At 61.0% G+C, this 25,921-nt stretch carries 19 protein-coding genes and 7 pseudogenes; 10 read left to right on the forward strand and 16 right to left on the reverse strand.

Annotated elements, in window-relative coordinates; all coding sequences use genetic code 11:
* Nucleotides 1-170: 170 nt before the first annotated feature.
* Nucleotides 171-1,196, reverse strand: coding sequence for a TRAP transporter substrate-binding protein (locus BB934_RS35085; protein WP_418294810.1), 1,026 nt, complete (start codon nt 1,194-1,196; stop codon nt 171-173).
* A gap of 511 nt (nt 1,197-1,707) precedes the next feature.
* Here BB934_RS35085 and BB934_RS35090 point away from each other — a divergent pair.
* The 6 genes and pseudogenes from BB934_RS35090 to BB934_RS48465 form a co-directional block, all read left to right on the forward strand.
* A pseudogene (locus BB934_RS35090) lies at nt 1,708-2,366 on the forward strand (IS5 family transposase); the annotation flags it as partial.
* A 141-nt stretch (nt 2,367-2,507) separates the two neighbouring features.
* A complete protein-coding gene (gene istA / locus BB934_RS35095) occupies nt 2,508-3,761 on the forward strand; it encodes an IS21 family transposase (protein WP_099514078.1) in 1,254 nt (417 codons plus the stop codon).
* Complete coding sequence (gene istB / locus BB934_RS35100) at nt 3,758-4,630, forward strand: IS21-like element helper ATPase IstB (protein ID WP_099514429.1); 873 nt, start codon at nt 3,758-3,760, stop codon at nt 4,628-4,630. The genes istA and istB overlap by 4 nt, the downstream gene beginning before the upstream one ends.
* Before the next feature lie 58 nt (nt 4,631-4,688).
* Nucleotides 4,689-4,808, forward strand: a pseudogene (locus BB934_RS35105) (transposase); the annotation flags it as partial.
* A gap of 217 nt (nt 4,809-5,025) precedes the next feature.
* Nucleotides 5,026-5,760, forward strand: a pseudogene (locus BB934_RS49635) (IS6 family transposase).
* A 70-nt stretch (nt 5,761-5,830) separates the two neighbouring features.
* The gene (locus tag BB934_RS48465; protein WP_162299253.1) at nt 5,831-6,604 is read left to right on the forward strand and encodes a hypothetical protein; all 774 of its coding nucleotides are present in this window, start codon (nt 5,831-5,833) and stop codon (nt 6,602-6,604) included.
* Nucleotides 6,605-6,748: 144 nt separating this feature from the next.
* Here the strand turns inward: BB934_RS48465 and BB934_RS35115 are convergent.
* Nucleotides 6,749-6,970 (reverse strand): annotated as a pseudogene (locus BB934_RS35115) (RNase H family protein); the annotation flags it as partial.
* A 273-nt stretch (nt 6,971-7,243) separates the two neighbouring features.
* Between BB934_RS35115 and BB934_RS35125 the strand changes: the two are divergent.
* Entirely contained in the window at nt 7,244-7,429 is a 186-nt protein-coding gene (locus tag BB934_RS35125) for a hypothetical protein (protein WP_099514146.1), read from the forward strand.
* Between the two features lie 440 nt (nt 7,430-7,869).
* Here the strand turns inward: BB934_RS35125 and BB934_RS35130 are convergent.
* The 10 genes and pseudogenes from BB934_RS35130 to BB934_RS35175 form a co-directional block, all read right to left on the reverse strand.
* A pseudogene (locus BB934_RS35130) lies at nt 7,870-8,838 on the reverse strand (IS5 family transposase).
* 34 nt (nt 8,839-8,872) lie between these two features.
* Complete coding sequence (locus BB934_RS35135; RefSeq protein WP_418294811.1) at nt 8,873-9,088, reverse strand: hypothetical protein; 216 nt, start codon at nt 9,086-9,088, stop codon at nt 8,873-8,875.
* A gap of 686 nt (nt 9,089-9,774) precedes the next feature.
* The gene (locus BB934_RS35140; RefSeq protein ID WP_099514431.1) at nt 9,775-10,803 is read right to left on the reverse strand and encodes an ABC transporter permease; all 1,029 of its coding nucleotides are present in this window, start codon (nt 10,801-10,803) and stop codon (nt 9,775-9,777) included.
* Between the two features lie 24 nt (nt 10,804-10,827).
* On the reverse strand, nt 10,828-12,381 hold the full coding sequence (locus tag BB934_RS35145; RefSeq protein WP_099514432.1) for a sugar ABC transporter ATP-binding protein: 1,554 nt from the start codon (nt 12,379-12,381) through the stop codon (nt 10,828-10,830).
* A 54-nt stretch (nt 12,382-12,435) separates the two neighbouring features.
* Nucleotides 12,436-13,404 carry a substrate-binding domain-containing protein gene (locus BB934_RS35150; RefSeq protein ID WP_099514433.1) on the reverse strand — a complete coding sequence of 323 codons (969 nt, stop codon included), beginning with the start codon at nt 13,402-13,404 and terminating at the stop codon, nt 12,436-12,438.
* Nucleotides 13,405-13,918: 514 nt separating this feature from the next.
* Entirely contained in the window at nt 13,919-14,773 is an 855-nt protein-coding gene (locus BB934_RS35155) for a sugar phosphate isomerase/epimerase family protein (protein WP_099514434.1), read from the reverse strand.
* On the reverse strand, nt 14,773-15,831 hold the full coding sequence (locus tag BB934_RS35160) for an ABC transporter permease (RefSeq protein WP_099514435.1): 1,059 nt from the start codon (nt 15,829-15,831) through the stop codon (nt 14,773-14,775). The genes BB934_RS35155 and BB934_RS35160 overlap by 1 nt, the downstream gene beginning before the upstream one ends.
* On the reverse strand, nt 15,828-16,835 hold the full coding sequence (locus tag BB934_RS35165; protein ID WP_099514436.1) for an ABC transporter permease: 1,008 nt from the start codon (nt 16,833-16,835) through the stop codon (nt 15,828-15,830). Before BB934_RS35165 ends, BB934_RS35160 begins: the two co-directional genes overlap by 4 nt.
* Entirely contained in the window at nt 16,828-18,345 is a 1,518-nt protein-coding gene (locus BB934_RS35170) for a sugar ABC transporter ATP-binding protein (protein WP_099514437.1), read from the reverse strand. The genes BB934_RS35165 and BB934_RS35170 overlap by 8 nt, the downstream gene beginning before the upstream one ends.
* Nucleotides 18,346-18,452: 107 nt before the next feature.
* Nucleotides 18,453-19,397, reverse strand: coding sequence for a substrate-binding domain-containing protein (locus BB934_RS35175; protein WP_237050600.1), 945 nt, complete (start codon nt 19,395-19,397; stop codon nt 18,453-18,455).
* A gap of 237 nt (nt 19,398-19,634) precedes the next feature.
* On the opposite strand from BB934_RS35175, the gene BB934_RS35180 reads away from it, so the two are divergent.
* From BB934_RS35180 to BB934_RS35190, 3 genes are all read left to right on the forward strand, one after another.
* Complete coding sequence (locus BB934_RS35180; protein ID WP_162299254.1) at nt 19,635-20,672, forward strand: LacI family DNA-binding transcriptional regulator; 1,038 nt, start codon at nt 19,635-19,637, stop codon at nt 20,670-20,672.
* Between the two features lie 119 nt (nt 20,673-20,791).
* Nucleotides 20,792-22,159 carry an FGGY family carbohydrate kinase gene (locus BB934_RS35185; protein ID WP_237050601.1) on the forward strand — a complete coding sequence of 456 codons (1,368 nt, stop codon included), beginning with the start codon at nt 20,792-20,794 and terminating at the stop codon, nt 22,157-22,159.
* 13 nt (nt 22,160-22,172) lie between these two features.
* Nucleotides 22,173-22,859 (forward strand): class II aldolase/adducin family protein, encoded by a 687-nt coding sequence (locus tag BB934_RS35190; RefSeq protein ID WP_099514441.1) that lies wholly within the window; start codon nt 22,173-22,175, stop codon nt 22,857-22,859.
* 25 nt (nt 22,860-22,884) lie between these two features.
* On the opposite strand, the gene BB934_RS47785 is transcribed toward BB934_RS35190, so the two are convergent.
* The 4 genes and pseudogenes from BB934_RS47785 to BB934_RS35205 all read right to left on the reverse strand — a co-directional run bounded on the left by BB934_RS47785 (nt 22,885) and on the right by BB934_RS35205 (nt 25,660).
* The gene (locus tag BB934_RS47785; RefSeq protein WP_157934515.1) at nt 22,885-23,028 is read right to left on the reverse strand and encodes a hypothetical protein; all 144 of its coding nucleotides are present in this window, start codon (nt 23,026-23,028) and stop codon (nt 22,885-22,887) included.
* Nucleotides 23,029-23,107: 79 nt separating this feature from the next.
* Nucleotides 23,108-23,576: pseudogene (locus tag BB934_RS51205) on the reverse strand (IS6 family transposase); the annotation flags it as partial.
* Between the two features lie 107 nt (nt 23,577-23,683).
* Nucleotides 23,684-23,983 (reverse strand): annotated as a pseudogene (locus BB934_RS51490) (transposase); the annotation flags it as partial.
* A 492-nt stretch (nt 23,984-24,475) separates the two neighbouring features.
* Nucleotides 24,476-25,660: a metallophosphoesterase gene (locus BB934_RS35205; protein WP_099514442.1), complete on the reverse strand. Its 1,185-nt coding sequence runs from the start codon at nt 25,658-25,660 to the stop codon at nt 24,476-24,478.
* Nucleotides 25,661-25,921: the final 261 nt, after the last annotated feature.

Raw genomic sequence — 25,921 nt, forward strand, 5'->3', positions numbered from 1 at the left:
ACAACCAAGTCAGCTGGCGTGGTGAGCGTCTTGCGAGGCCGCGATCAACGTCAGCATAGGTCAGCACAGATTGGGCAGGCTTGGTGTGGTATTGGAACTGTAGCTTCGAGGCGCCGACAAAGAGTGCCGGCACCTCCCTTGACAACCGGAGACGATAGAAGCGTCGAGACTTACTGTTTGGTCGAGCGAATTCGCTCCAACTCCGACATCATCTCTGCCGCACTGGCTTGCCCAAACTCGACGGTGAACTTCTCCCGCACGACCTTGGTCTTCTCCCTCAGCTTTGCCACTTCAGCATCCGGCAGGGTCGAAAACTCCACCCCCTTGGATTTGAGCTCATCGAGAGCCGTAAGTTCAAACGCCCGAATGGTCTTGCGCTCAAAGTCCTGGGCTTCCTTGGCCGCTTCGGTGATGAGTGCCTGCTCGTCCGGCGTGAGGCGATCCCAGAAGCGCTTGCTCATAAGGAAAGCCCAAACGCTGTAGATATGGTTGGACTGGACCGCGAATTTCTGCACCTCGTAGAATTTCGATGCGAGGATGGTGGCGAGCGGATTCTCCTGCCCATCGATGGTCTTGGTCTCAAGAGCGGTGTAAACCTCTGTGAAGGGCATCGGCACCGCATTGGCTCCGAGCTCCCGGAACGTGTCGATGAACAGAGGATTTTGAATGACCCGTAGCTTGAGGCCTGCAAAGTCCTCAGCTTTGGTGATCGGCCTACGACTGTTGGTGACCTGGCGGAAGCCATTTTCCCAGAACCCGAACCCGATCAATCCCTTCTCAGGGAGCTTGGCCATGAGCTTCTGTCCAAACGGGCCATCCAAGAGGGCATCAGCTTCTTGGCCGCTCTGGATCAAAAACGGCAGATTGATCAGTCCGAAATCTTTCAATCCCGAAATCCCGACCAGGGTTGAGGTGTCTGGAATTGTCATCTCCTGCGTGCCGCCCTGGAGAGCCGAAATCATTGTAACGTCGTTTCCAAGTGTGCCGCCTGCGAAGAGCCGCACCTTGATCTTACCGCCGCTCTTCTGACCGACTATCTCGGCAAACTTCGTGACCGATTGACCTTGCGGATGATCGGCACTTAATCCGATCCCAACCTTGATGGTTCGGTCCTTGATGTCGGCTGCATGGGCGGGGGAGAGCAAAAAGAAACCGACGACCAATGACGTGGTAAGCAGTGTTCCACTCGCCATCATTTCCTCCTCTAAAGGGGCGCCTTATTCTACAACCGACACTCTAAGGGCCCGACGATTCATTCAGCCTACCAATGCGAGGAAAGGGTGAAATTGGACCCCGATCATCGACTACTCTCTGCTCCTTAGGGCATAGGACGTTTACCGAGCGAGCATTCGTAGGTGGGTCACCGTTGACCTGGCGCCTCGGCGTAATAACAAAGCCAGCCACTGGGTCTGCCGAACGAAGTTTGGCGCTGTCATAGTGTTCCTCGTCGTCTCGAACACCTGCGCATGTTCAATCATCGCACAGAGCCTTATCTCGGCCCCTCCTTCCGTCAAGTCCTAAAACCTGTCGTCACTTGTCCTCATTTGTCCTAAGGCGCTGCCTCTCCGATTCAACTACGGCGCGGCAAGTTACTTATGGCTCAGTTATGGTGGCCGGCATCGACGCTATCGGTAGAACTAGGGCCTGTTAGGGCTTGAACTCATTGCGCCTGGAGGCGTTTTGCTCGTCCTGATTTGAGGAGGAGCCATGCTGACGGATGCACAATGGGCGATGCTGGAGCCGCTGGTGGAACAATGTCGTCCGAACGGCAAGACACCGCCGCAAGACCTGCGTCGGACGTTCGAGGTGATCCTCTGGCGTCATGAGAACGGCGCCAAGTGGCGGGCCGTCCCCTCTGAGCTCGGCCCGTGGTGGCGAGCGGCTCAGATCTTCATCCGCTGGGCGCGTCTGGGTGTCTGGGAGCGTCTGCTGAAGCTCGTGCAGGAGCACGGCATCCAGCTCGGAATGACGTTCCTCGACGGCACCAGCGTGCGGGCGCACCAGAAGGCCGCAGGGGCTCGCCGAAAAGGGGCTCTCAAGCTCAACGAGACGATCGTGAAGCACTTGGCCGCTCTCGTGGCGGCTATGGCACCAAGGCTTGCGTGATCGCCGATGGTCTGGGCCGCGCCATCGCGTTTCGCCTCGCACCCGGTCAGGCGCATGAACTGCCGCACGCCCTTCCGCTGCTGGAGCGCCTACCGGACGTGCCAACCTGGGTCGTGGCCGATCGCGGCTACACCAGTCATACCTTTCGCGAGCACATCTGGAGCCTGGGAGCTCGACCGGCGATCCCGTCCAAGTCCAATGAAGCACCGCTCGCCTGTCCGGACTGGATCTACAATAATCGCAATGTTGTCGAGCGGCTGTTGATGCCGGAGTAAAACTCCCCAGACCTGCCGATTGAATTTTCCCCAGGTGAGAGCGGTGGCCAGTTGGTTTGGCCGTCTCGGGGAAGACGGGCAGGCCCTCTTCGCTGATGCTGCTCCTGATGATCAGGAGGGCATGCGGTGATCCAGCTTGGGGAGTTAGTCATGATCCTGGATTGGCACCGGCAGGGCATGTCGGTCTCAGCCATTGCCCGACAGAGCGGCCTCGATCGCAAAACCGTGCGCAAGTATATCCAACGCGGCCTGGAGGCTCCGGCTTATGGCCCACGCAAGCCGCGTCAGACCGTCATTGATCCCTTCACCGGCTACTTGCGCGAGCGGGTGAGCGCCTTCCCGGGCCTGACCGGAAGCCGCCTGTTCCGCGAGATCAAGGAGCACGGCTATGCCGGGGGCTACACCGCCGTCACCGACTTCCTGCGCGAGATCCGCCCCACCCCGTCATCCTCCTTCGAGGTCCGCTTCGAGACCGCGCCCGGCCTGCAGGCCCAGGTCGACTTCGCCCAGTTCCAGGTCGTGTTCGCCGACGAGCCTACAACCCCGCGCATCGTCTGGCTGTTCTCACTGGTGCTCGGCTACAGCCGCCTGATCTGGGCCCGCTTCGTGCTGCATCAGGATCTGGCCACCGTGCTGCGCTGTCACGTGGCGGCTTTCGAGGCTTTGGGCGGAGTGCCGCACGAGGTGCTCTACGACCGCATGAAGACCGTGGTCACCGGCGAGACCTCTCCCGGCGGCATTATCTACAACCGCGCGCTGATCGACCTGGCCCGGCACTTCGGCTTCCATCCCAAAGCCTGCCGCCCGTACCGGGCCAAGACCAAAGGCAAGGTCGAGCGGCCCTTCCGCTACATCCGCGAGGACTTCTTCCTGGCCCGCTCCTTTCGCAATCTCGAGGACCTGAACCGGCAGCTGCAGCACTGGCTGTCCACCGTGGCCAACCCGCGCGTTCATGCCACCACGCGCCGCGTTGTCATGGAGGCCTTTGCCGAGGAGCATCCCTTCTTGCGGCCTCTGCCGCTGGCCCCCTTCCGGTCCGTCTTGCGGCTGGAGCGGCGGATCTCGCGCGACGGCATGGTCAGTGTCGGCGGCAACTTCTATAGCGTGCCCGATGCCACACGCCGGCGCGTGGTCGAGGTCCACACCCTGGCTGATGAGATCCGCATCTTCGAGGAGGGTGAGCTGATTGGCGCCCATCCCGTTCTGGAGGGCCGCCACCAGCGCCGGGTCGCGCCGGGCCACCGCAAGAGCTTTCCCGCACCGCAAAGGCGTGAAGCCAAGGTCGCTCCGGTCGGCCGCACCGGCGACGTGGTCGCCCAGCGCTCGCTCGCGTTCTACGACGCGGTCGCCCGTCACCTGGCCCGGGAGACGCGCGCATGAGTGCGCCCCTGGAGCTCATTCCCACGACCCTGGAGCGGATCCGTCAGGATCTGGTTGGCCTGAAGATGCCGCGCGCCCTGGAGGCGCTCGATGCCATCGTGCGTCGCCTCGAGCAGGGCGAGATCGGTGCGCTGGAGGCGATCGACACGCTGCTGTCCGAGGAATTGAGCCTGCGCGAGAACAGCCGCATCAAGACCGGCTTGCGCATGGCGCGGCTGTCGACGATCAAGACCTTGTCGGGCTTTGACTTCACCTTCCAACCCTCGCTCGACCGGGACCGCATCCTGACCCTGGCGCAGTTGGGCTTTATCGCCCGCTGCGAAGTGGTGCACTTTCTTGGCCCGCCCGGCACCGGCAAGAGCCATCTCGCCATCGCCCTGGGGGTAGAGGCGGTCAAGGCCGGCAAGAGCGTGTACTTCTGCACGCTGGCGGATCTGATCGGCATGCTGGCCCGCGCCGAGCGTGAGGGGCGTCTGCCGGAGCGGATCCGGTTCTTCTGCCGGCCTTCGCTGCTGATCGTTGACGAGATCGGGTACCTGCCCGTGGTGTCCGGCGGGGGCAACCTGATCTTCCAGCTGGTCAACGCCCGCTATGAGAAAGGCGCCATGATCCTGACCTCCAATCGCGGCTTTGCGGAATGGGGCGAGGTTTTTGGCGATCCCGTTGTGGCCACGGCGCTTTTGGATCGCCTTCTTCACCATGCTGTGGTGGTGCAGATCGAAGGCTCGAGCTACCGGCTGCGGCAACACGCCGAACTGATGCCCGAGCATGTGCGCTCCAAGGCGCTGATCACGCCACCCAATCCGGTGTCCGTCTCCCGTCCGCGAGGTCGGCCTCCGAAAAATGGTCCCGAGCCCCTGGGGACGTAAGCGGCAGAAGTGGGGAATTTTACTTCGGCGCTTCTGGGGATGATTCACACGGCATTGACAGCGGCTCTGGGCCAGGTTGAAGGAGTGGCGTGCTGTTGCGACCCGCTACGAGAAGACGGCCTCGTCCTTCATGGGCATACTCTGCCTCGCCGCTACTCTCGACTGGCTCAAGAACTAACAGACCCTAACAATCTCGCAGGTTTTGTCGCAAACATTTTGATTCAGAGTTTCAGCTACGGTGACTGCGATCACAGCGGCGGAGACAGGGATGTTCAAAGGCAGGCATTTTGATCGCACGGTAATCCTGCTCTGCATCCGGATAAGGCGCCAGTGGATCGGCTGGCACTTTCACGGGAAGCAAGTGACGAGCCAGGTCGCTGCGCGGTAGGGTAGGGATGCAGCCCGTGTCCTATCGCCGGAATCAAATTCCCGCCCGAGGTCATTCGGCACGCCGTATGGCTTTATCTGCGGTTCACCCTCAGCTACCGGGATGTGGAGGAACCCTGGCCGAACGTGGCTTGGAGATCTCCTATGAGACGATCCGGCGATGGGTGCTCAAGTTCGGCCCGACCTTCGCCCGTAAGCTGCGCCAGCCTGCAACCTCGGCCGAGCGATCAGTGGCACCTGGACGAGATGGTGATCTCGATTCAAGGCAGGCGCATGTACCTGTGGCGAGCCGTCGATAGCGAAGGTGAAGTCCTGGACGTCCTCGTGCAACCACGCAGAGACAAGGTTGCCGCGCTGAGGCTGATGTGAAAGCTGTTGAAGAAGCAGGGCTTGCTCCGCGCGTGCTCGTGAGCGACAAGCTGCCGTCCTATGGAGCGGCCCGAAGGGAGCTGGGTCACTCGGCTTGCCATGAGCAGTGACGGAGGAAGAACAACAGGGCGGAGAATTCACACCAGGTGATCAGACGACGGGAACGGAAGATGCACTGCTTCAAGTCGGCTGGATCGGCTCAGCGCTTTCCCGCCGTTCACTCCGCCAGGGCGCTGGGGGTGTCTGAGCACACCGCACCGGGTGATACGCTACGCACCCGACAGCACTATTGTGAAACAGCTAAGTTTAGAATCCTGATCACAGTTCATAGAAGCTCACCCGTCCGGAGAGGGATGTTCCTCCGCTCAAGCTGACATGGTCGAGCCATATTGCTCCGTTGTGCTGTCCCAGTAGTGCACGTGATACTTTTCATGAGAGGGCCTGATGGCTTACATCAACTGGGAGCGAACGTTTCCTGTCGACCCAGCGACAGGCGAGGTCTTGCCGATAGGCACGGAGGATGCCTTGGAACTTCCAACCTATGGAAACTACGGGGGTGGAGGTTATTCTGCTGGCGAATTTGGAGGGCAGCTTCTCACGACGTCTTCGGGGAGGCCGCTCAGTCAAACCCGTCTTACGAAATTAGGATCTGAGTCTGAGGACCCGCTAGACCGCCTAGACTACCTCTTCTACAAGCACGATGTGGCATCCAACGATGTTGGGGAAGCCTACACCCGAGGACAGGCGAAAGCGGACGCATCCTTGGTCAAATCACTTATTAAGCTCGATGCCAGTTATGATCCTGAAGCCAGTCTCTATGCTGGGGGCTCAACCTTCGCGATGATTGGACGGCTTGCTATCAATGATAAGCTGCATTTCCTCCCACCCAAGGTGCTGATTACCGCAGTTGAGGATGCTGTTGGCGACATCCAGTATGGGCTTGAGAACCTGCCCCAGCAGGAACTCGTCGCAGCACTCGGGACCCTATTCGAGCCGACTTCCGAAACGGGCGTGTTTGCGTTCGACTTTGAGGTTGAGACTACGTCCACTGGGCAGGAGTTTATTGAGTACATTGCATTGACCGTCTTGAATGATGCTATTGATTTCGATGAGATAGACGACGCTCCACTTGACACCGGATTCCCGGTGAGTGGCGTAAGCGAGTACCGGCTCACGTTCGAAGTGGCTACCCGTGACCTGGATTTTCTGTCGGTGTAGCGCGTGGGTCAGTGACGATAACCCCTCTCGGACGGCGACGAGAACTTCCGGGAGGGGCCGCGACCAACCAACCACTTTCCGCGCCTCACCATTTGCCAGTCCATCCACCCGCTCATTCTCAGGATGACCGGCGTGATCCTTCGCCCATATCCAGTTCATCTCTCGGCCAGCTATCAGGGCATCCATCTGCATCCAAAGATCCTGATTCATGACCGACTTACCGTCAGCCTTGCGCCAATCCATGGCCTTCCACCCACGGAGCCACTCCGTCGCACCCTTGATCACGTACTGGCTGTCGCTGTGGATCACAATGGGGAGTTCCTGAGGGACAGCTTCAAGCGCCTTGATGGCTGCCGTCATCTCCATCTTGTTGTTGGTTGTGGTTCGGCCCTGGTTGCGCTGGGTTCAAGTTCCCGTGACAAAGCCAATGCCTTTGCCATCCCGTTAGGCAGCAATTGCACCTTGCGGTTCAACTCGATCATCTCCGGCATCGTGAAGCCGGAGGGGCGCAACAGTGCCTGCGGCCGATCCAAGGCACTGTCCCTCCGGATTGGGAACGTTGAGCACAGCCATACGGTTGTTTAATCAATGGGCGGACTGCCTGAGCAGAACCACGCCCGCGGAGCAGGAGGAAGTGTCATGGACCACAGATTCCAGATCGGCCAGCTTGTGCGGCCGCGCGAGAAGCTTCTCGAGAATGCCGGGATCTACGAGATCTTGCGCCAGCTTCCGAGTGGACCGGATGGCGAGCCGCTCTACCGCATCAAAGCCGCAAGCGGACCGGTTCAGCGCATTGTGCGCGAAGCTGACCTCCTGCCGGCCTGAGGCTCCTCAAGGGTGGCGGGTTGAACAAGCTTTGCCTGTGAATCAGCTTGGAAACGGCGATCCGTATCAGAACGAGCGCAATCTGTTGGTGCTGCGGACCAACCGCCAGCACCAGAGGGGTTACAGCCGACGGCGGTCGTGACCCTCCTGGTCTGAGCAAAAACCGAACGCTCCTCAGACGTTGAGGCCGAGCCGGTGACCAAGTCTGTGTTCCAGGCCAGAATTACAGCCAAGCGGCCAAACCTGCCTCAGATCCGATGGTCTGGCGCCACAGCAGGTAGCTCAGATCCCGGCTCAATGGTCCTCATGCTCGGTGAAGCCGAAGCTGGCTGAGGATCGGTTTGTCCGGATGCCAGACGTTTCTCCAAGGCAGCAACTTGCCGTGACCGTGTTGCATGGATCAGTTGGTGAACGCACTGAGCCCACCCCCTGTCTGTAGTTTAGGCGATGCGGACGGACGTCGGGCATCCGAGCTCAAGCATGCGGTTCAAGGCATGAATGGCAATGGAAATTTCGGTCGTGCGACGCCGGTCCGTCCGCGAACGCAGTGCATCTCCGATCACTCGTTTGAAGCGGCTGATGGAGGCCTCCACCAAAGCCCGACGCGTGTACCCGGACCTCGTCTGCCAGCCCGTGCGTCCATGCTCCGCGATGCTTCGGAGATGCCGATCGCGCTGGGTCGGAGTGCTCTCCGCCGTCTCAGTCGGCACTGCCGTTGATCGTGGCGGAACGATCACGTCAGCATCGGGATAGCGCTTGGCGATAGTGTCGTAGATGCCAGTCTGATCGTAGGCACCATCGCCGATGAACGAAGCGAGTGGATCTGGGATCTGGTCGAGCAAGGGCTCGACCTGCGAGCCGTCATCGACCTCGCTGGTCGTCAATTCCGCCGCGAGGATCTGCCCGGTCTCAGTGTCGACGCCGATGTGCAACTTTCGCCAGGAGCGGCGTCTCCGGGTGCCATGCTTCTCGATTAGCCACTCGCCGGGTCCGCATAAGCGAAGTCCTGTGCTGTCGACCAGTAGGTGAACAGGCCCTGCGGAGAGCGGGCATGGTTCTGGAACCTCCAGGGTCTCGGCGCGGCGGCTCAGGATTGAATGATCCGGGACAGCGAGATCAAGACCGAGCAGCCTGAGAATCTAGCCGATCAGACCCTCCGTCCGACGCAGCGCCAGCCGGAACACCGCCCGGAGCGTCAGGGCTGTCTTGATCGCCAGGGCAGAATAGTGGGGCTGACCGCCGCGTGTCGTCCGAGGCTCAGCCCGCCAGGCTGCAATGGCTTCCTCGGTGAACCAGACCGTGAGACTGCCCCGCTGACGCAAGCTGGCGTCGTACTCGGCCCAGTTTGTCACCCGGTGCCGCTGCCTGGGGATACGATGACGGCGAGCGGCATTGGCTTTGAATGGCACGGTAGAAATCTTTGGTCAGAAGCCGAACAGGCCTCTACGCTACCCGGCTGCGGTTACCAATTCGCTCATCCGTGCAACAAGCCTCTGGAGCACCCGCATTGGCGCGGGCCAGCCCGTAGGCGTGACGGAGAATGTCGTCGCGGCAGATCTTGTCGTAGAGCCCATAGAAGCGGAAAGCGGGCTGCGCCTTCGCCTTGCAATAGAGCTTTCTCTGAAGGATCCGGGTCTTCTCAGGTGTTGCTAGACTCATCGTCAATCACCCTCCCCTCACCATCGTCGAAAGCGCACCAGAAGTCAGGGTCCTTTGCTCCGCCGGCGTTACCCGGCCTCAGCGCTCGTATGACCCTGTCCGACTCCCGCCCTGGCCGGCGTCTTACAACACCGTTGAGGCCGCTACCCTCGCACAGAACGGGTCTCCCCCGATGACCCGCATCACCCTTCCGACGTGCCGTGCCCACGACCCCGGCGGATCGAGCGGGTGCATGTGTCGATTGCTTCCCCGCTCGCACGGCCTTCCCCAAATGGCAGGAGGGTCGGCATCCGCATTGTCACGCTCATAGCCTGCTCAGGCTTCACTCACGTGACGGCCCACCGGATTGCTCAGCCGCCTTACAGCGACCTTTGTCACGAGGCTCCGGCCCGTCCGGTTGCCCGGCCGAACCGCTCGTCAGCGACCAGATCAATCGACAACTCTCTGGGTGGAATCTTCCTCCACTGGTGATCCGCGCCTTCGGGGCGCACTGCCAGGAACTGACCTTCGGCACCGCTAGCAAGAATGATCGGGAAAGCAAGCGCACGCTGAAGGCCTGGACTCCACGGCCAACTCCGCGTCGGCCTGATATGAGACTTCCCAATCCAATTGGTGCCAAGTTCGAATAGCTCGCCCAAGCGGTGAGCCCAGCTGGAAGGCTTCTTCCCTATCAGAACCAATCCGTCTCAATGTCGCCGACGGTTCTTGATGTAGCGGTCGAACGCGACCGCGCTGATGATGATGAGTCCGATGATGACCTGCTGGATATACGACGAGACGTTGTTGAGAACGAGCCCGTTGACGAGAACCCCGATCAGCGTCGCGCCGATGACGGTCCCAGCAATTGTCCCCGCGCCACCGAACAGGCTCGTTCCGCCAATTACCACGGACGCGATCACCGTCAGCTCATAGCCCTGCCCCGCTACCGCCTCCGCAGAGTTGAGGCGGGCATTGAGAACAAACCCGGCGAGGCCTGCGAAAAAACCAACTATCACGTAGACCGAGAGAATGATGCGGCTGACCAAGATGCCGGACAGTCTTGCTGCTTCCATGTTGCCGCCGACAGCATAGACGTTTCGCCCGTAGCGGGTGTGGCGCAGCACCACGTGGCAGATGAGAGCGCATAACAGGAAGAGAATTACCGGCACGGGCACCGGCCCGATCATCCCCTGCCCCCACCAGCGGAAATCAGCGTCGAAGCCGGAGATCGGACCACCTCCAGAAAACCAGAGCGTCAGACCGCGAAAAGCAGATAGGCCTCCCAGGGTCACGACGAAGGGCGGGACCTTCAGGCGCGTGATCGTAAAGCCTTGGATGAAGCCGCACAGCACACCGATACCCACAGCCGTGAGCAGCGAGGCGAACCATCCGTAGCCAGTGACCTCATCGGAATCCAGCGAGAGAGAATTGCCTGTCGAGCCCTTAGCGACAGCGGCAGCCACAATTGCGGAGAGCGCCAGCACCGAGCCGACGGAGAGGTCGATTCCCGCAGTTAGGATCACGAACGTCATTCCCAGCGCAATGAGGCCCGTAATCGAAATCTGGCGCATCACATTGAAGAGGTTCGTGGGGTCCAGGAATCGGGGCTCTAAAGTCGCGAATACGGCCATCATCAGAAGGAGGAAGATGAGAGGGGCAAACCGGCTGAGCAGTTCCCAGGGAGACCGCTCCTTCCGGATCGGCGCTGCAGAGTTTACCTCAAAGGCCTGAGCCATCCTACTCTCCATGAATCCATGCTCTCAACCGGGTGCCTGATCACGGTGGACCAAGGGTTGGTCGAGTGTCATCAGGGTCATCAGCCGCTCTTGCGTCGCCTCGTCGGCCCGGATCTCCCCTGTGATCCGCCCTTCCCGCATCGTGACGATCCGGTCGGAGATGGCGAGTATCTCAGGCAATTCAGACGAGATGACCACGATGGCGATGCCGTTGGCGGCCAGCCTATCCAGAAGCTCGTGTACCTCTGCCTTCGCCGCAACATCGATACCTCGTGTTGGCTCGTCGACAAGGAGCACCTTGGGCTTCACTGAAAGCCAGCGTGCCAGCACGACCTTCTGCTGGTTGCCGCCCGACAAATTCGAGATGGGCTGCTCCGGGCTCCTCATGCGAATGTTCATCGAACCGCGGAACTGTTGCAGGGCCGCCTGCTCCTTGCGTTCATCGACAAAGATACCCGCACGCAGGAAATGGCCCAGGGACGCAATGGAAAAATTGCTTCTGATGGCCTGCTGCAGAAAAAGCGCCTGCTGCTTGCGATCCTCTGGCACGAGTCCGATTCCAAGACGGATGGCATCGCTTGGGGAGCGGATCTTGACAGGTTCCCCGTCTATTGCGATTGTCCCTGCGGCAGGCGGATCTGCGCCGAAGATCGCTCGCGCCATTTCCGTTCGCCCTGATCCGACCAAACCTGCAACGCCTAGAATCTCTCCCGCGCGCACATCGAGATCGACGTCTCGCAGCTTGATCGCCTGTGCCCGCGCGGCCTCGGTGCACAGTCCTCGAACGCTCAGGCGGACGGCCCCGCCCGCATGCCTTGTCGCTGGACGCCTGTAGAGCTCTGACGCCGCACGCCCGACCATGAGCTCGATCACGGCGGCCGTTGTGAGATCCTTGCGATCTCGTGTGGCAGCGAGCTTTCCGTCACGCAGGATCGTGAACCTATCGCAGACCGTCATCGCCTCTTCGAGACGATGGGTCACAAACATGATAGACACGCCCTCTTGGCGCAAGGCCCTCATGATCCCGAGAAGGCGCTTGACCTCCGCCTCCGACAGCGCAGAGGTCGGCTCGTCCATGATGATGAGCCGGGCTTTGATCGAGAGCCCGCGGGCAATCTCGACCAACTGCTGCTCGGCTACGGAGAGTTCCGCGACCGGAATATCAGGGTCGATGTCCAGCCCCACCCGTCTGGTAATAGCCTGCGCCTCGATCCGCATTCGCTTCCAATCGACCAGGCCTCCCAGCCGCAGCGGCTCGCGGCGGATGAAGATATTCTCCGCGACGCTCAGTTGTGGAATGAGGTTCAGTTCTTGATAGATTGTCACGATGCCAGCATCCTGGGCAGCCTGCGGGGTCGGGACGGCGATCTCCCGCCCATCCCATAGAATGCTTCCGGCATCGGGAGCCTGAGCGCCCGAGATGATTCTCAGGAGCGTGGACTTACCCGCACCATTCTCGCCCAGTAGGCCATGGACTTCACCATAGGCTACTGAGAGCGACACCCCATCGAGCGCGGTGACGCCCGGAAATCGTTTCGTGACATCGCGGATCCGAAGAAGAGGCGAGAAGTCATCCATGGCGGAGTTCACACGGAAGTCGGCCGGTCTGGCTTGGAACCAGCCCGGCCACCGCTACGACACTTCCGAGATGCGTTCCGCCTTGTTGACGTTCTCTTTGGTGATCGCCACCGGCGTGATGAGCTTCACTTGCGTGTCCGGCTTCTTGCTGTCACGCGCGTAGGAGACCGCGATCCTCATCGCCTCGCGGCTCTGCTCGCCGGGGAACTGTTCAATCGTGGCGGCCATCTGCCCGGCGCGGATCGCCTTTAAAGCTTCGGGCAGAGCATCAAAGCCGTAGATGGCAATGCCGCTGAGATTGCGGGCCTTGACAGCCTCCATCGCGCCCAGCGCCATATCATCGTTGGCGCAGACGATCACGTCCGGCTTGCCCTTACCAGCAAGGCCTGCCTCCGTCACTGAAAGCCCTTCCGCCCGAGCGAAATTGGCCGTCTGCTCAAAGACGATCTGATACTTGTCCTTTGCCTTGTCGAGGACGTTGTGCAGGCCCTTGTTGCGGTCGATGGCAGGTCCAGCACCAGGTTGTCCCTGCAAGTGGAAGATCTTAGCCCCATTGGGAAACGCTCTCATGATAGCTTCGGCCTGAGCTTCACCGCCCTTCACGTTGTCGGCGCCCACATGGGCGAGGATGCCGGACACGCCACGAACCTGACGGTCGATGGTTACCACAGGAATGCCAGCCTTCACCGCCTGTTCGAGGGCGGGCGCCATTGCGTTCACCTCCAGGGGCGAAATGACGATCGCATTGACCTTCTGAGTGATAGCAGCCTCGACATCGGCGGTCTGCTTGGGGACCGAGTTCTGTCCATCAGTCTCGATTAGTCGGATGTCGCCAAGCGACTTCGCCTCCGCCTGCAACTGGCGCTGCATGTGGACGAAGAACGGGAAGGATAGGCTTGGAAGAGATGTCGCGATTACAAGCGATTTCGCCTGAGCGAAGGCAATCCGCCCTCCAGCGGCGGCCCCGAGGACAAGACTGGCGGTAGAAGTCACAAAGTTTCGCCGAGTCAACAGAATGGACATGCCTCTTCCTCCCGTGAGCTTGGCCTTGTGGCCAATTTTGCCGACTATAACGCCAACTGAGAGTTCGCCCCAGACTATAAAGAGTCTGGCCGACGAACCGACGAATAAAAAGGTATAATTTTGGGAGAATTGGCCAGCCCGCTTATCTAGATTAGCGATAGTCAGGGCTCGGATGGATACCGCCTGTGACGTGAGCCCTGCGAATTCCTCCAGATGAGGTTAGAGTCCGTCCAACGCTGCGCTGAGCCCCTTGCTTGGACCACCCGAGGCTAGAGTTTTCCGTCCTTGATCAAGGCGACGGGCTGGCTGCGTCGCCCGATTTCGTCAGCACAGTCGGGGGCTTATTCCCGATCGCGCCATGGGGCCGTTCCTCGTTGTACAACGAGGTTTGAGAACGCCCACAGGACCATTCGCCGTGAAGTTCTGTATTGGCTTCACCCCAGCGTGCTTGAAACACCCCTGACCTCCCGCTTGTTCAGGCCTGCGTCTGCGAGCCGAGCCAGAACGCCTCGAGCTAAATCAAGCCATACTGTTTCGCCTTATTCCGAAGGAACGGCAGTCCCTGGCCAAGAACTTCCTCCCGTGCGGGGGCAACCGGGCGCCATACCGAGAGAGCGGAGGCGATTTGTGGGGGCACGGTGATGAAGCTTTCCATTGCCATGCCACCCTTGAAGCCGATCGCCGCGAGCGCGGCGAACACCTCGTCCCAGGCAACCGTATCGGCGCCGGGCGTTCCACGATCACTTGCGGAAAGATGGATGTATTTCAGGTGCTCGCGAGCCCGCAGAATGCCGTTCGCGATGCCCTTCTCCTCGATGTTCATGTGATAGGTGTCGAGGTGCACGAAGACGTTCGAGGCGCCGACGCGCTCCACCATTTCGACCGCCTGTTCGGCTGTGTTGAGGATGTGGTTCTCGTAGCGATTGACCGCCTCGAGGCCGTAATCCATGCCAAGCGACTTCGCGTAGGCTGCCGCCTCCTGGACAACCCGCGCGGTTGCGTTCTTCTCGGCTTCCGTCGGCGCAACCCCGGTGCGCTGTCCGATGGCCCCGTAGATGACGCCGCTCATCGCCTTCGCGCCGATCGCATGGGATTTGTCGAGCGCCATCCTCAGGAAGTCGAGCGCACCCTCCGGGTTGTTGGTCGGCAGCTTGTCGAGGGGAAGCCCAAGCGAGCAGACGCACTCGACTTCGTGCCGCTCAAGCAGGTTGCGCGTGTGTTCCGCGTCCACGCCTTCGGGGTCAAGCATCGTGATCTCGAGGAAGTCGATCTCGTGCTTGACCGCTTCGGGTATTGCGAACTCTGCCGCCTCGCGGTTCCACTCCATGGCCCACATGGCGGTATGAACACCAAAGCCGCTGACGCTCATCACACTCTCCCTTTCAATGTCCGCTTTTCACTCGCGTATCGGATGAACGCTCCAACTTGCAGCCTTGCCCAGGCATATCGGACGATCATCACGACAATCAGGATTACGCCCCAGAGTGCCGTCGCCAGATGCTGGTTCGTGCCTAGCAGGTTGAGGCCGGAGGCGATCACCTGAAGGACGACGAGGGCGATCACCACGGGGATCACCCGGCCGAAGCCGCCGAAGGGGTCCACTCGGCCGAGGAAACTCGCAAGCACGGTGATCAGGAGATAGGACTCGCCGTGTCCAACACGAACCGAATTGAACCGGGTCAGCATGACGATGCCGGCGATCGCGCACATGACGCCGGAGAGCGTATAAACCAGCATGATGGCCCTATGCGTGTCGACGCCCGAATAGCGGGTAGCCTCGGAGTTCGAGCCGATCATGTGGGTTGCGAAACCGAGACGCGTTCGCTTCAGCAGGATGGTCCACATCGCCACGCAGGCCATGAAGATGAGAAGCGGGATCGGAATGCCGAAAATAGTACCCTGACCCATGTGAACGACGAAGGTCGGGAAGCCGGAGATGTCGCCGCCGCGGGTCAGGAACTCGCCGAGCCCGCGCAGGAAGATCATCATCGACAGGGATACGAGAATCGGATGCGCGCCCGTATAGGCGATGACAACACCCATGGCGCCGCCGATGATCGCGCCGCTGAGAAGCGCGGCCGCAACGCCGAGTGCGAAGACTGCCACGCCGGCATCAGCGCCGCCATATGCTTGCAGAACCCAGGCGAAAGCCAGACCGGAGATATTCGCCGTGAAGGTGATGGCGAGATTGAAGCCACCTGAGATCAGCGGCATGAGCATGGCGAGCGTCAGCAGGCCGAGTTCGGGAAGCTGGAACGCGATCGACGTGAAGGTCTCCGCGCTGAGGAAGCGATCGGTCGTCAAGCTGAACAGCAGAATGACAGCCGCGAGAACCACGAGCAGGCCGGCGATCTCGCCCCTGGTTGAAGGCGCTGCGCCGGATGCGCCCGCCTTCTGGCGAAACAGAAGAGACGCGATGGAGGTCATTGGGTGGCTCCCGCGAGTTTCGGTCCCCTGAGTCGGCGGGTCACCCGTCCCATTGTGTCGCCGGAAACGCTGATGGCCACGAGAATGACCGCGCCAACGATCATGCGGAAGGCATAGGGCGAAACCCCGAGCAGGTTCAGGCCGTTCTGGGTGATCGAGACGAGAGCCAGGCCCAGAATGGCGCCGAGCAGCGTGCCGCGCCCGCCGCCAAGCCGTGCGCCGCCAAGGACGACGGCGGCAAGAACTTCCAGTTCACGTCCATAGAGCGCATTCGGCACGATTTCCTGGGCGTAATGCGCCTGCATGAGCCCCGCGATCCCGGCGCAGGCACCAAGCCATCCATAGGCCAGATAATGCATCGCACCGAGGTTGATGCCGAGGCGCCGTGCAGCCTCCGTGTTGTCACCCATGGCAAAGAGCTGACGCCCGATGCTGAGGCGACGCAGGAGCAGCCAGGTCAGCGTCACCACGACGACCATCGCCAGGACCGGCAGGGTGATTTCGGCAAAGCCGGTTTCGGTCTCGCGCTCGAAGAGGACGACGCGCGTGCTCAACCAGTCGGGCAGATCATAGATCGAGACGCCACCCGTGACATACATCAACATCCCGAAGAACAGGTTGAACGTCGCAATTGTGACGACAATCGACGTGATCCTGAAGTGGTAAATCAGCGCCGCATTCAGCGATCCCAGGCAGACACCGACGAAGCAGGCCAGGACGAGGCCGGCGGCCCAGTCGCCGCCGCCCATCTGCATCAGGATGGTGACCGTGAGATACTGGACGACGGAGGCCGCGACCGCAAACGAGATATCGATTCCCCCGGCGATCAGGACGACGAGCAGGCCGGCCGCGAACATGATGTTGACGGCGGAGTAGTTCAGAAGGTCGAACAGGTTGACGAGGGTCAGGAACGTGTCGGTGGTCAGCGCGAGAAAGATGCTGATCAGGGCGATAACGAGGATGAGCCATTGCTCGGTCGGCCCGATTTGCTTCAGCCTAGGCATGGATTTCTTCCTCGATCTTTTCCATACGCGTCCGACCCGGGATGTACTCGGCGACGATCGCGCCATCGCGCATGTGCAGGATGCGGTCCGAATTGAAGTAGACTTCCGGTGTTTCGTCGGAAATCAGGAGGATCGCCATGCCCTCGTCGGCAAGCTTGCGGACGATCTCGAAGATCCCGTGGCGCGCGCCGACATCGACGCCGACGGTGGGAGAGTCCAGGATGAGGAGCGTCGGCTTGGTGGCCAGCCACTTGGCAAGGACGATGCGTTGCTGGTTGCCGCCCGAGAGGGTCGACACGGGATCGTCGGAATGACCTATCTTCACTGCGAGGCGTTTGATCCAATGATCGACGAGACTCTCCTCCTTCGAGGACGACAGCAATCCAACATTGTTCGTCAGGTCGTCCAGAACCGTGACGGCCGTGTTGTCGGCGATTGACTGTGGCTGAACCAGGCCGAGCGACAGTCGGTCCTCGGACACGTACGCGATCCCTGCCGCAATGGCGTCGCGGTTCGACCGCAGTTGGAGCGGCTTGCCCTTCAGGTGGATCTCCCCCGAGTCCGGACGGCTCGTGCCGAAAATGGACAGGGCCAGTTCCGTCCGGCCGGCGCCGAGCCGGCCGGTCAGGCCGACAATCTCGCCCTTGCGGATATCGAAGGAGATATCGCGGTATTGACCGCGCCGCATCAGGTTTCGGACTGACAGGATCGGTTCGCTGGAGGCTGATCGTCCGGCGCGGATCTGCTCATTGAATTCCTTCCCGGTCATGAGCTCCGTCAGGCGGATCTGGGTCATGCCTTGCGTCGGGAAGGTTCCCACATATCGCCCATCGCGCAGAACCGTCACCCGCTCGCAGACGTCCAAAACCTCGGCAAGCCTGTGGCTGACGAAAACGACGGCGATGTTCTCGGAGGACAGCCTGCGCACGATCTCGAGAAGCGCGAGTGTTTCCGCATGGCTCAGGGATGCGGTCGGTTCATCCATGAACACGAGGCGGGCATCGGCCACGAGCGCACGGGCGATGGCCACCAGTTGGCGCTGTGCGATGGAGAGCGTTCTCACCGGCCGGTCGGGTTCGATGCTGACGCCGAGCTTGTCCAGCATGGAACGCGACACACGTTTCATCTCGCCGTAATCGACGAGGTGCGGCTTCGCGCCGAGATTGCGTTCGAAGGCGATGTTCTCAGCCACCGACATCTCGGGGAACAGGGCAAGGTCCTGCCAGATCACCTGGATGCCGAGTTCCCGCGCCCGGGCTGGTGTGAGGTGCTCCATCGGCGTACCGTCGAATTCCATGACCGCGCCGGGCTCGGGCGCGTAAACGCCGCTGATGATCTTGATGAGGGTGGATTTCCCGCAGCCGTTTTCACCAGCGAGGCAAAGCACCTCACCTGCGGCAACATCAAACGAGATATCCATGAGCGCCTGAACCCCACCAAAGCGCTTCGAAATTCCCTCAAGGCGGAGAAGACCGGGCCGTCTCCCGGCAGCGGGTTGCTGATCCACCATGATAGCAAGCCTTGCTCAGATGGGTTTGTAGTAGCGCAGCCACCTCGTGAACGCGAAAGCTGCGCCGACGGAGCAGAACAACGCAGATCCTGCTCCGTGCGCGGGGGTCAAAGGCCGAGCGCAGCCAGGTCGTCGACAGTCTTCTCATTGATTGGGACAAGCTTGTCGACGATGATATCCTTGTTGGCGGCATCCGGGTGGACTGTGCCGAGGCCAGCGATCTCCATGCCGTCCTTGATGGGCTCGCCCTTGGCCAACATGGTGCCGAGCGTCACGAAGACCTCGCCGGCCACTTTCGGGTTCCACATGAAACCGCCCGTGAGAATGCCGTCGTGGACGAGCTTGCGTCCCTGCCCGGGAGAGAACGGGCCCAGTACGAGAATTTCACCTCCCTTGCGGCGTTCGGCAACGGCACGCCCGGCGCCGATCGGTCCCTGGCTGCCAAAGGCAAGAAACGCCTTCAGATCCGGATTGGCGCGTATGACGTCCAGGGCGGTGCGTCGGGATGCATCCACGTCCTCCGCGACGCCATAGCGTTCCCCAACGAGTTGCATGTCAGGATGGTTTTTCTTGAGATACGCGATGGCCGCATCGGCCCAGGCATTGTGAAGCGGCACAGTCAGGGAGCCGACAAACACGGCGTACTTGCCTTTGCCGCCCGTCTTTTCAGCGAGAAGCTTGCCGTAGGCTTCGCCAAAGCCCTGGGCAGAGGCTAGCTCGAAGTTCCAGTCCACGTTCTTCTGGTCTGGTGACTCGTGGGTGATCACCTTGATGCCGGCGTCCATCGCTCGCTTCAGGACGGGCTCCAACACCTGCGCATCGTTTGGTACGACGCCGATCACGTTGACGCGCTGCGCAATCAGGTCCTCCACGGCGCGGACCTGGAGAGCGGGGTCTGCACTAGTCGGGCCGACCATGAATGCCTTGACCCCGAGTTCCTTGGATTTCTCCTTGATGCCGGCCTCCATCGCATTGAACCATGGAATGCCGCCGATCTTGACCACGACACCTATTGTCGGAGGGTCCTGCGCGACTGCCGGCAGCGTGCCCATGATTGAGAGACTGGCCACTGCGCCGAACAAGGTACGGCGGCTGATAATGCCTCTACGCATCGCTTTCCTCCCAAAGGAAAATTTGCCGAAGGCGGGAGCCATTGTTCGTTGCGCCGGAGGACTGGCTCATTTCCGCAGACTTGACGAAACGCTAAATCTATTTAGCTAATTCGTCAACGCGATGTGCTGGACTGTGATATGAGCCGCAGCATCAGGCACGTGAAAGAACGCACGAGCATGCCCAAGAGGCAGGGAAAACGGTCGACTATATATGATATAGCCGCGCGGGCGGAGACTTCGGCCTCGACGGTCAGTCTCGTCCTCAACGGCTCGTGGCAGCGGTACCGGATCAATCCCGAAACGGCCAAGCGCGTTCTCGCAGCCTCAGACCTGTTGGGATACAATATCAATCTCCGCGCACGGGGACTGCGGTTGAACCAGTCGCGTCTCGCCGGGATGATCATTCCCCACTACCGGAACCGCTTCTTCGCCGGACTTGCCGAAACATTCGAGGACGAGGTGCGGCGGCGTGGACTGTGTCCGGTGGTTGTGAGCACCCAGCGCGACCCGGTAACGGAGCGTACGGTCATCGAAACCCTGATCGCACAGCAAGTCGAGTTGCTGATCATCACCGGCGTCGACAATCCGGACGAACTCGATGCGCTCTGCGTGAACGCGGGAATCCCTTGCGTGAACCTCGACCTGCCCGGGCGCGGCGCTCCTTCGGTCGTATCCGATAATCGCGGCGGGTCGTACAAGCTTACGGCTCTTCTCGTTGACGCGGTCCGCGAGCGGAGCGGCGATCCCTCGACGATCCGCTTCGTCGGCGGCCGGGCGAATGAGTACGCGACCGACGAGCGGGCCGCGGGCTTCGCGCAGGCGCTCAAGGACGCTGGCATCAACGTCCAGGATGAGTGGGTCATCCGATGTGGTTACAAGCCGAGTGCTGCACGAACCGTCGTGCACGATTTGGCAGGGGAGCAAGCGGGGTTTCCGCCCGGCCTCTTCATCAATTCCGTTACGAGCTTGGAGGGCTTCGCGGAGTTCATGAGGTCCAACTGGGAGGCTTGCCGGGATACCATCCTATGCTGCTTCGACTGGGATCCATTCGCGGCCTCGCTGCCGCTCCCCACGATCATGATGCGCCAGAACGTGGAAGGACTCATCGCTCAGAGCTTCGCGATCCTCGATGGGATGGCCTCCGGTACACCCGATCCGATCGTCGTACAGCCAACCCTGGAGATCGTCGGAATGAAGTCGAACATCGCTGCCTGATGCTGCTCTCATGAAGGGTATGGAAGGGGAACTTTCGCATGCGACATGAGGGGAGTGATCCAGGAAGGGGAAAGGCCGTTGCTGTCTTTGACGTCGGAAAGACGAACGTCAAGTTGAGTATGGTGTCGCCGGAGGGGAGCATCGTCGGGACCCGGTCGCTGCCGCATGCCACGGTCGACGATCCACCCTGGCGCCGCCATGATCTGGTTGGAACCGAGACATGGCTTTTGACGACGTTGGCGGAATTCGCAACACGGTTCGAGCTTCTCGCATTCGTAACGTCCGGCCATGGCTCGGCGGGCGTTCTCGTGCGTGAGGCGGAGCTGTCGAGCGAAGCGCCGGCCCTCCCGATGATCGACTACGAACAGGCGCTTCCCGAAGACATACGGGCGGCCTATGCGCCGCAAGCGGGCGGCTTCTTCGATCGAGGCAGTGCCGTCATGCTCGGAGCGACCCATCAGGCGCGCCAGATGTTCTGGATCGAAGCCGAGGCAAAGTCGGATTTCGACAAGGCGGACTGGTTCCTCGGCGTGCCGCAATACTGGGCGTGGCGCTTGAGTGGCGTAGCGGCGTCCGAGGTGACCTATCTGGGCGCTCAATCCCACCTCTGGAATGTTCCGGCCGCCCACTGGTCGGAGATCGTCGAACGGCGCGGTTGGCGGAGGCTCATGCCCCCTTTTCACCCTGCCTGGGACCGCCTTGGCCGGATCAGGCCGGAGCTTTCACGTCGATACGGACTCCCGCCTGGCCTTCCCATCCTGACCGGCATTCACGATTCCAGTGCCAATTTCTACCGATACCAGACAGCCGGTCTGTCACGGATGACGGTTGTCTCGACCGGCACATGGATCGTGGCGCTTAGCGATCATGCGGATCTGGCAACCCTCAACGAGACCCGCGGCATGACCTGCAATGCCGATGTGTACGGACGCCCTCTGGGTGGAGCGTTGACCATGGCCGGGCGCGAGTTCGCGGCCATTGCAGGCGACGGTGCAGCCAATGCAAAATCCTCAGCGAGGATTCTTCAGGAGCTCATCGCACAAGGGACTATGGCCATCCCATCGTTTGGACAGGACGACGGCCTTTTCCCGGGAAGCGCCGGAAGGGGGCACATCGCCGGACCCTTGCCGAGGAGTGATGATGAACGTCTCACCCTCGCAGTGCTCTATGCTGCTCTCGTGACAAACGAGTGCCTGGAGGCATTGTCCAGCAAGGATCTCGTCATTCTCGACGGGACATTCCTTCGCGAACCTCTTTATGCAAGCCTTGTCGGCGCGCTGCGCCCCGAATGCCATACGGCTTTCAATCTCGCCAGCAGCGGAGTCGCTACAGGGGCAGCGCTGCTGGCAACGCACGGTATGTCCAACAAGGTACCGCTTGTGACCCTTGAAAAGCCCGAGCCATTCCATTGTCCGGCCTTGCCGGACTACGCGAAGGAGTGGCGATCGCGAGTGATCTCTGAACAGCACCGGTTCCAAACCACCTAAACGGAGAGACCCCATGAACGAGGAAACGCTGGCATTGCGGCGCCAGATGGTTGATATCTGCCGCCGGATGAACTCCTCCGGCATCAATCAGGGCACAGCCGGAAACCTGTCCGTCCGACACGGAAGCGGCTTCCTGATCACGCCATCGTCGCTGCCTTACGATACCATGCAGCCTGAGGATCTCGTGGAGATGGACTTCGACGGAACCTACGAGGGCCGCCGGCCCTCATCGGAATGGCGTTTCCACCGGGATATCCTACGGGAGCGGACGGACATCAATGCCGTTCTTCATTGCCATTCGATTTACGCGACAACGCTCGCCTGTCATCACAAGACGATCCCGAGTTTTCATTATATGACCGGCGTGGCAGGTGGCACCACGATCCGTTGTGCAAAGTACGCCACCTTTGGCACGCAAGAACTGTCCAACAACGCTCTCGAAGCATTGATGGATCGAAAGGCCTGTCTTCTTGGACAGCACGGCCAGATTTCCCTTGGTGACAACCTGGAGGCGGCTCTCTGGCTCGCCATTGAGGTGGAAACGCTTTCCAGGGTTTATGTCCAGGCGCTGACGCTCGGAGAACCCCCGGTGCTCCCAGATGATGAAATGGCGCGCGTGATCGAGCAGATGCGCCGGATGAGCTATGGACTTGCTCCAGATGCCGAGGGGACCAACGACGTGGCGCGTCTGCGTTCTTAGAGAAGCGCGGGACACTCCTCCGCGTTCACTCGCAGGAGCGGCATTCGGTAGCGAACGCCACCAGATTTTCATGGCGGAACCAGTTGTAGTCCGCGTCCTCGCTCATCCGGATGACCTTGATCACCGGAAGTTCCCCGGCGAGGCGGGAGAGGAGGAAGTGCTCGCTCATCGCTCAGCACCTCCCCGTGAAGGAAGGTTCCGTTGCAACTCCTGACGTAGGTCAAGCGAAGGCTGGGCAAGGACGCTGGTTATGCGGCTACGCCGAACAGGGTAGCAATGAAGTCGCGCTGAGCGCCCATGTCATTCGCTGGTACACTGACAACCTGCCCCTTCCGATCATCGCCATTGCCTCATAACCAGGAAGCGTCTGCGGGGCGGGCGTGAAGCTCTTGAAGCCCAGCCCTGGCCGGACCAAGCGCTCGATACGCCGGTGAGCCTGCTCGACGATGTTATTCAAGAACTTCACTGCCGCAGTTTGGCAAAGCGCCAGAGTTCTCCCCCACTTTTCATGGATTTCGCCGCAATAGGGTATGCAGCGTTCTTGTCCACCGTGATGGTGCGTGGATGACCGTATTGGCCTGCTTCAGTGCTTTCCGGAACAACCGCCGGGCAGCGGCAGCCCGCTTGGGCGAAAGCAGAAAGTCGATGGTTTGCCCTCTCGCGTCAACAGCACGGTACAGGTACACCCACTTCCCCTTTTACGCGGATATATGTTTGATACTGTCGGCGAACTCAGGCGGCCTGTGGCGATGCCAGAGCAGCAAAGCGGTTAGGCGCGTCTTGGTGCGCGGCCATCCGTCCAACCAGTGCACAATCCGAGAGATGTTCATCGCAGCCGCCATGCAAACCTCCTGGAAACCGGTCTTCAGCAGTCCGATATAGCGGCTGCGTCGCAGGCCAAACGCTCGCACGCCCTGTGAGAGAGTGTCCTCGACGCCACCCCGGGCATGATATCGCTTCTGCTACGCAGGATCATGCATCCGGGATCGGGCTGCATTGAGCGCTTCGTACTCCTCGCGCAGCTGGAAGTAGACGGCACGGCGGGCTTCCTTCGCGGGCGTGCACAGCGCTCTGACGACGCAGGTTCCACAATCGGAGCGGCTGAATACAGCGTTGATGCGCGGGGTCCCGTCCTGGCTGCGCGCGGCGCCAACTCACCGAGACCTTGCCCCTGCGGGCAGGTCACCTGTTCGCGTTCCCAGTCGATCAGGAAGTAGGGCAGATCATCCTTGGGCACCGTCAACTTAACTGAGTAAAGGCCGTTCTCCGCAGTTCTCAGCTATTCCGCGACGGGTCCAAGCTATTGAAAATGCGTGGCCGGCTCCGGACCTAAACACCGGGACGGGCAAGTAAAAGCGTTAAGTTGACGGTGCCGTTCGCGCAAATCAGCGGAATAAGGCTGGGGATGTAGGCCTCCTATACCGCATGCTAAGTCAACGCTTAGCCTGCCCCGGCAGATTCAAGCCCAGATCAAAATCGCTTTAGGGACGTCATGGACGGAGCCAAGCCGATCGGCTCGCAGTTGACCGTCGCGGCAGGGATCCTTGCCGTCCTTCTGGTCGTGATGTCTGCCATCGATATGTCGATGTAGCGATGAGCCAAGGTCCCTGAGGCCATCATGAGGCGATGGAAGCATGCGCACGTGGCCGCGAAGCCGTTGCCGGCTGTTCGCGATGACTGACCTGCGGCGGCTTGCCCCGAAGGGTGATGCGCGTCAGTTCGGCCGGGCGCCCCAACCTCAGCGCGAAACCAGGCCAGAGTGCGGTGCCGTTGTTGACGTAGAGCGTCATGGCCCCGAGCGTGTATCGGCCCGAGACGAAACCGCCATTGCTACGCGCGACCAGCCGATCCAGCCCAAGGATCATGCCGCCATGGGTATGCCCGGACAGTTGCAGCGCCACGCCGCGTGCGGCCGCCTGCGCGGCGTGCCTCGGCTGGTGGTCGAGCAGCACGATCGGCACATCTGACGGCGCACCCGCAAGGGCGGCGGCGAGATCCGGCGCCGGGTAGCGGGTTCCGGGCACCGACAGGTCGGTGACGCCGGCCAGCACCAGTGCGCCGCCATCGCGGGTCAGGACCGTGTGATCGTTGGCGAGCACGCGCATTCCCATGCTGGCGTAGTGGCTCATCCACGTCTCGTAGCCGAAGAAATACTCGTGGTTGCCGGGAATGACCCAGACGCCGTCCCTCGCACGCAGGCCGCGCAGCGGCTCCACGTCGGCGCGGCGCGCGTCAAACGAGCCGTCGATCAGGTCGCCGGTCACCACGATCAGGTCGACGCCGAGCGCATTGGACCGCTCGACCAGCGCTTGCGTCCACGCCTTGGGAAACAGGCGACTGATGTGAAGGTCGGTCAGTTGCAAAAGCTTGTAGCCGTCGAACTGCGGCGGCAGCCCGGGGATGGCGATCTCGACATCCTTGAGCGGCGGCACCCGCGTCGCCTGATACACGCCCAGCGCCGACAGCAGCATGGCCGCGCTCGCGGCTGCGTAGCGCACGCTGTCCGGTGTGGCCCCGCCACCTCGAAGCAGCAGTGCCATCAGCCCGGCAAGATCGAGCGCGATCTGCATCAGCGCCAGCAGCAGGATCGCTCCGAACGCCCAGTTGAACAGAAGCACCAGGGCGCGGGGGAACTCGGGCGAGAAGACTGAGCCGGACGAGAGGCGGCTCCAGAGGTGGTATTGCGACGCGACGAGCAGGAGGACGGCAAGGGCGACCTTCACGCCGGGTGTCCAAGGAAGCGGCCAGATAAACCGCGTCAGGACATAGAGGCTCGGCAATGCGAATATCAGGTGGAACATGGACGTCCTTGGATCGAAGAGGCACAAGAAAGGAACGGTCGGCCGGCTTGAAGTCCGATTACCTAGACCGGGCCGAGGCCTCGGTACAGAGCCTCTCGCTTACGTACCCAAAGGATCCGCCGCAGGATTACGAGAGCATAAGGTTTTGGGGGGCAGCCCTCAGACTCATTATTGGGCAGGTAAACGTGTTGAGATGGCAGGCTCCTGAAACGGATGCATGACTGCGTGCCCTAGAAAACCTCATGCTCCTCAATGCGGCGG

Source organism: Microvirga ossetica, from assembly GCF_002741015.1.
GTDB lineage: Bacteria > Pseudomonadota > Alphaproteobacteria > Rhizobiales > Beijerinckiaceae > Microvirga > Microvirga ossetica.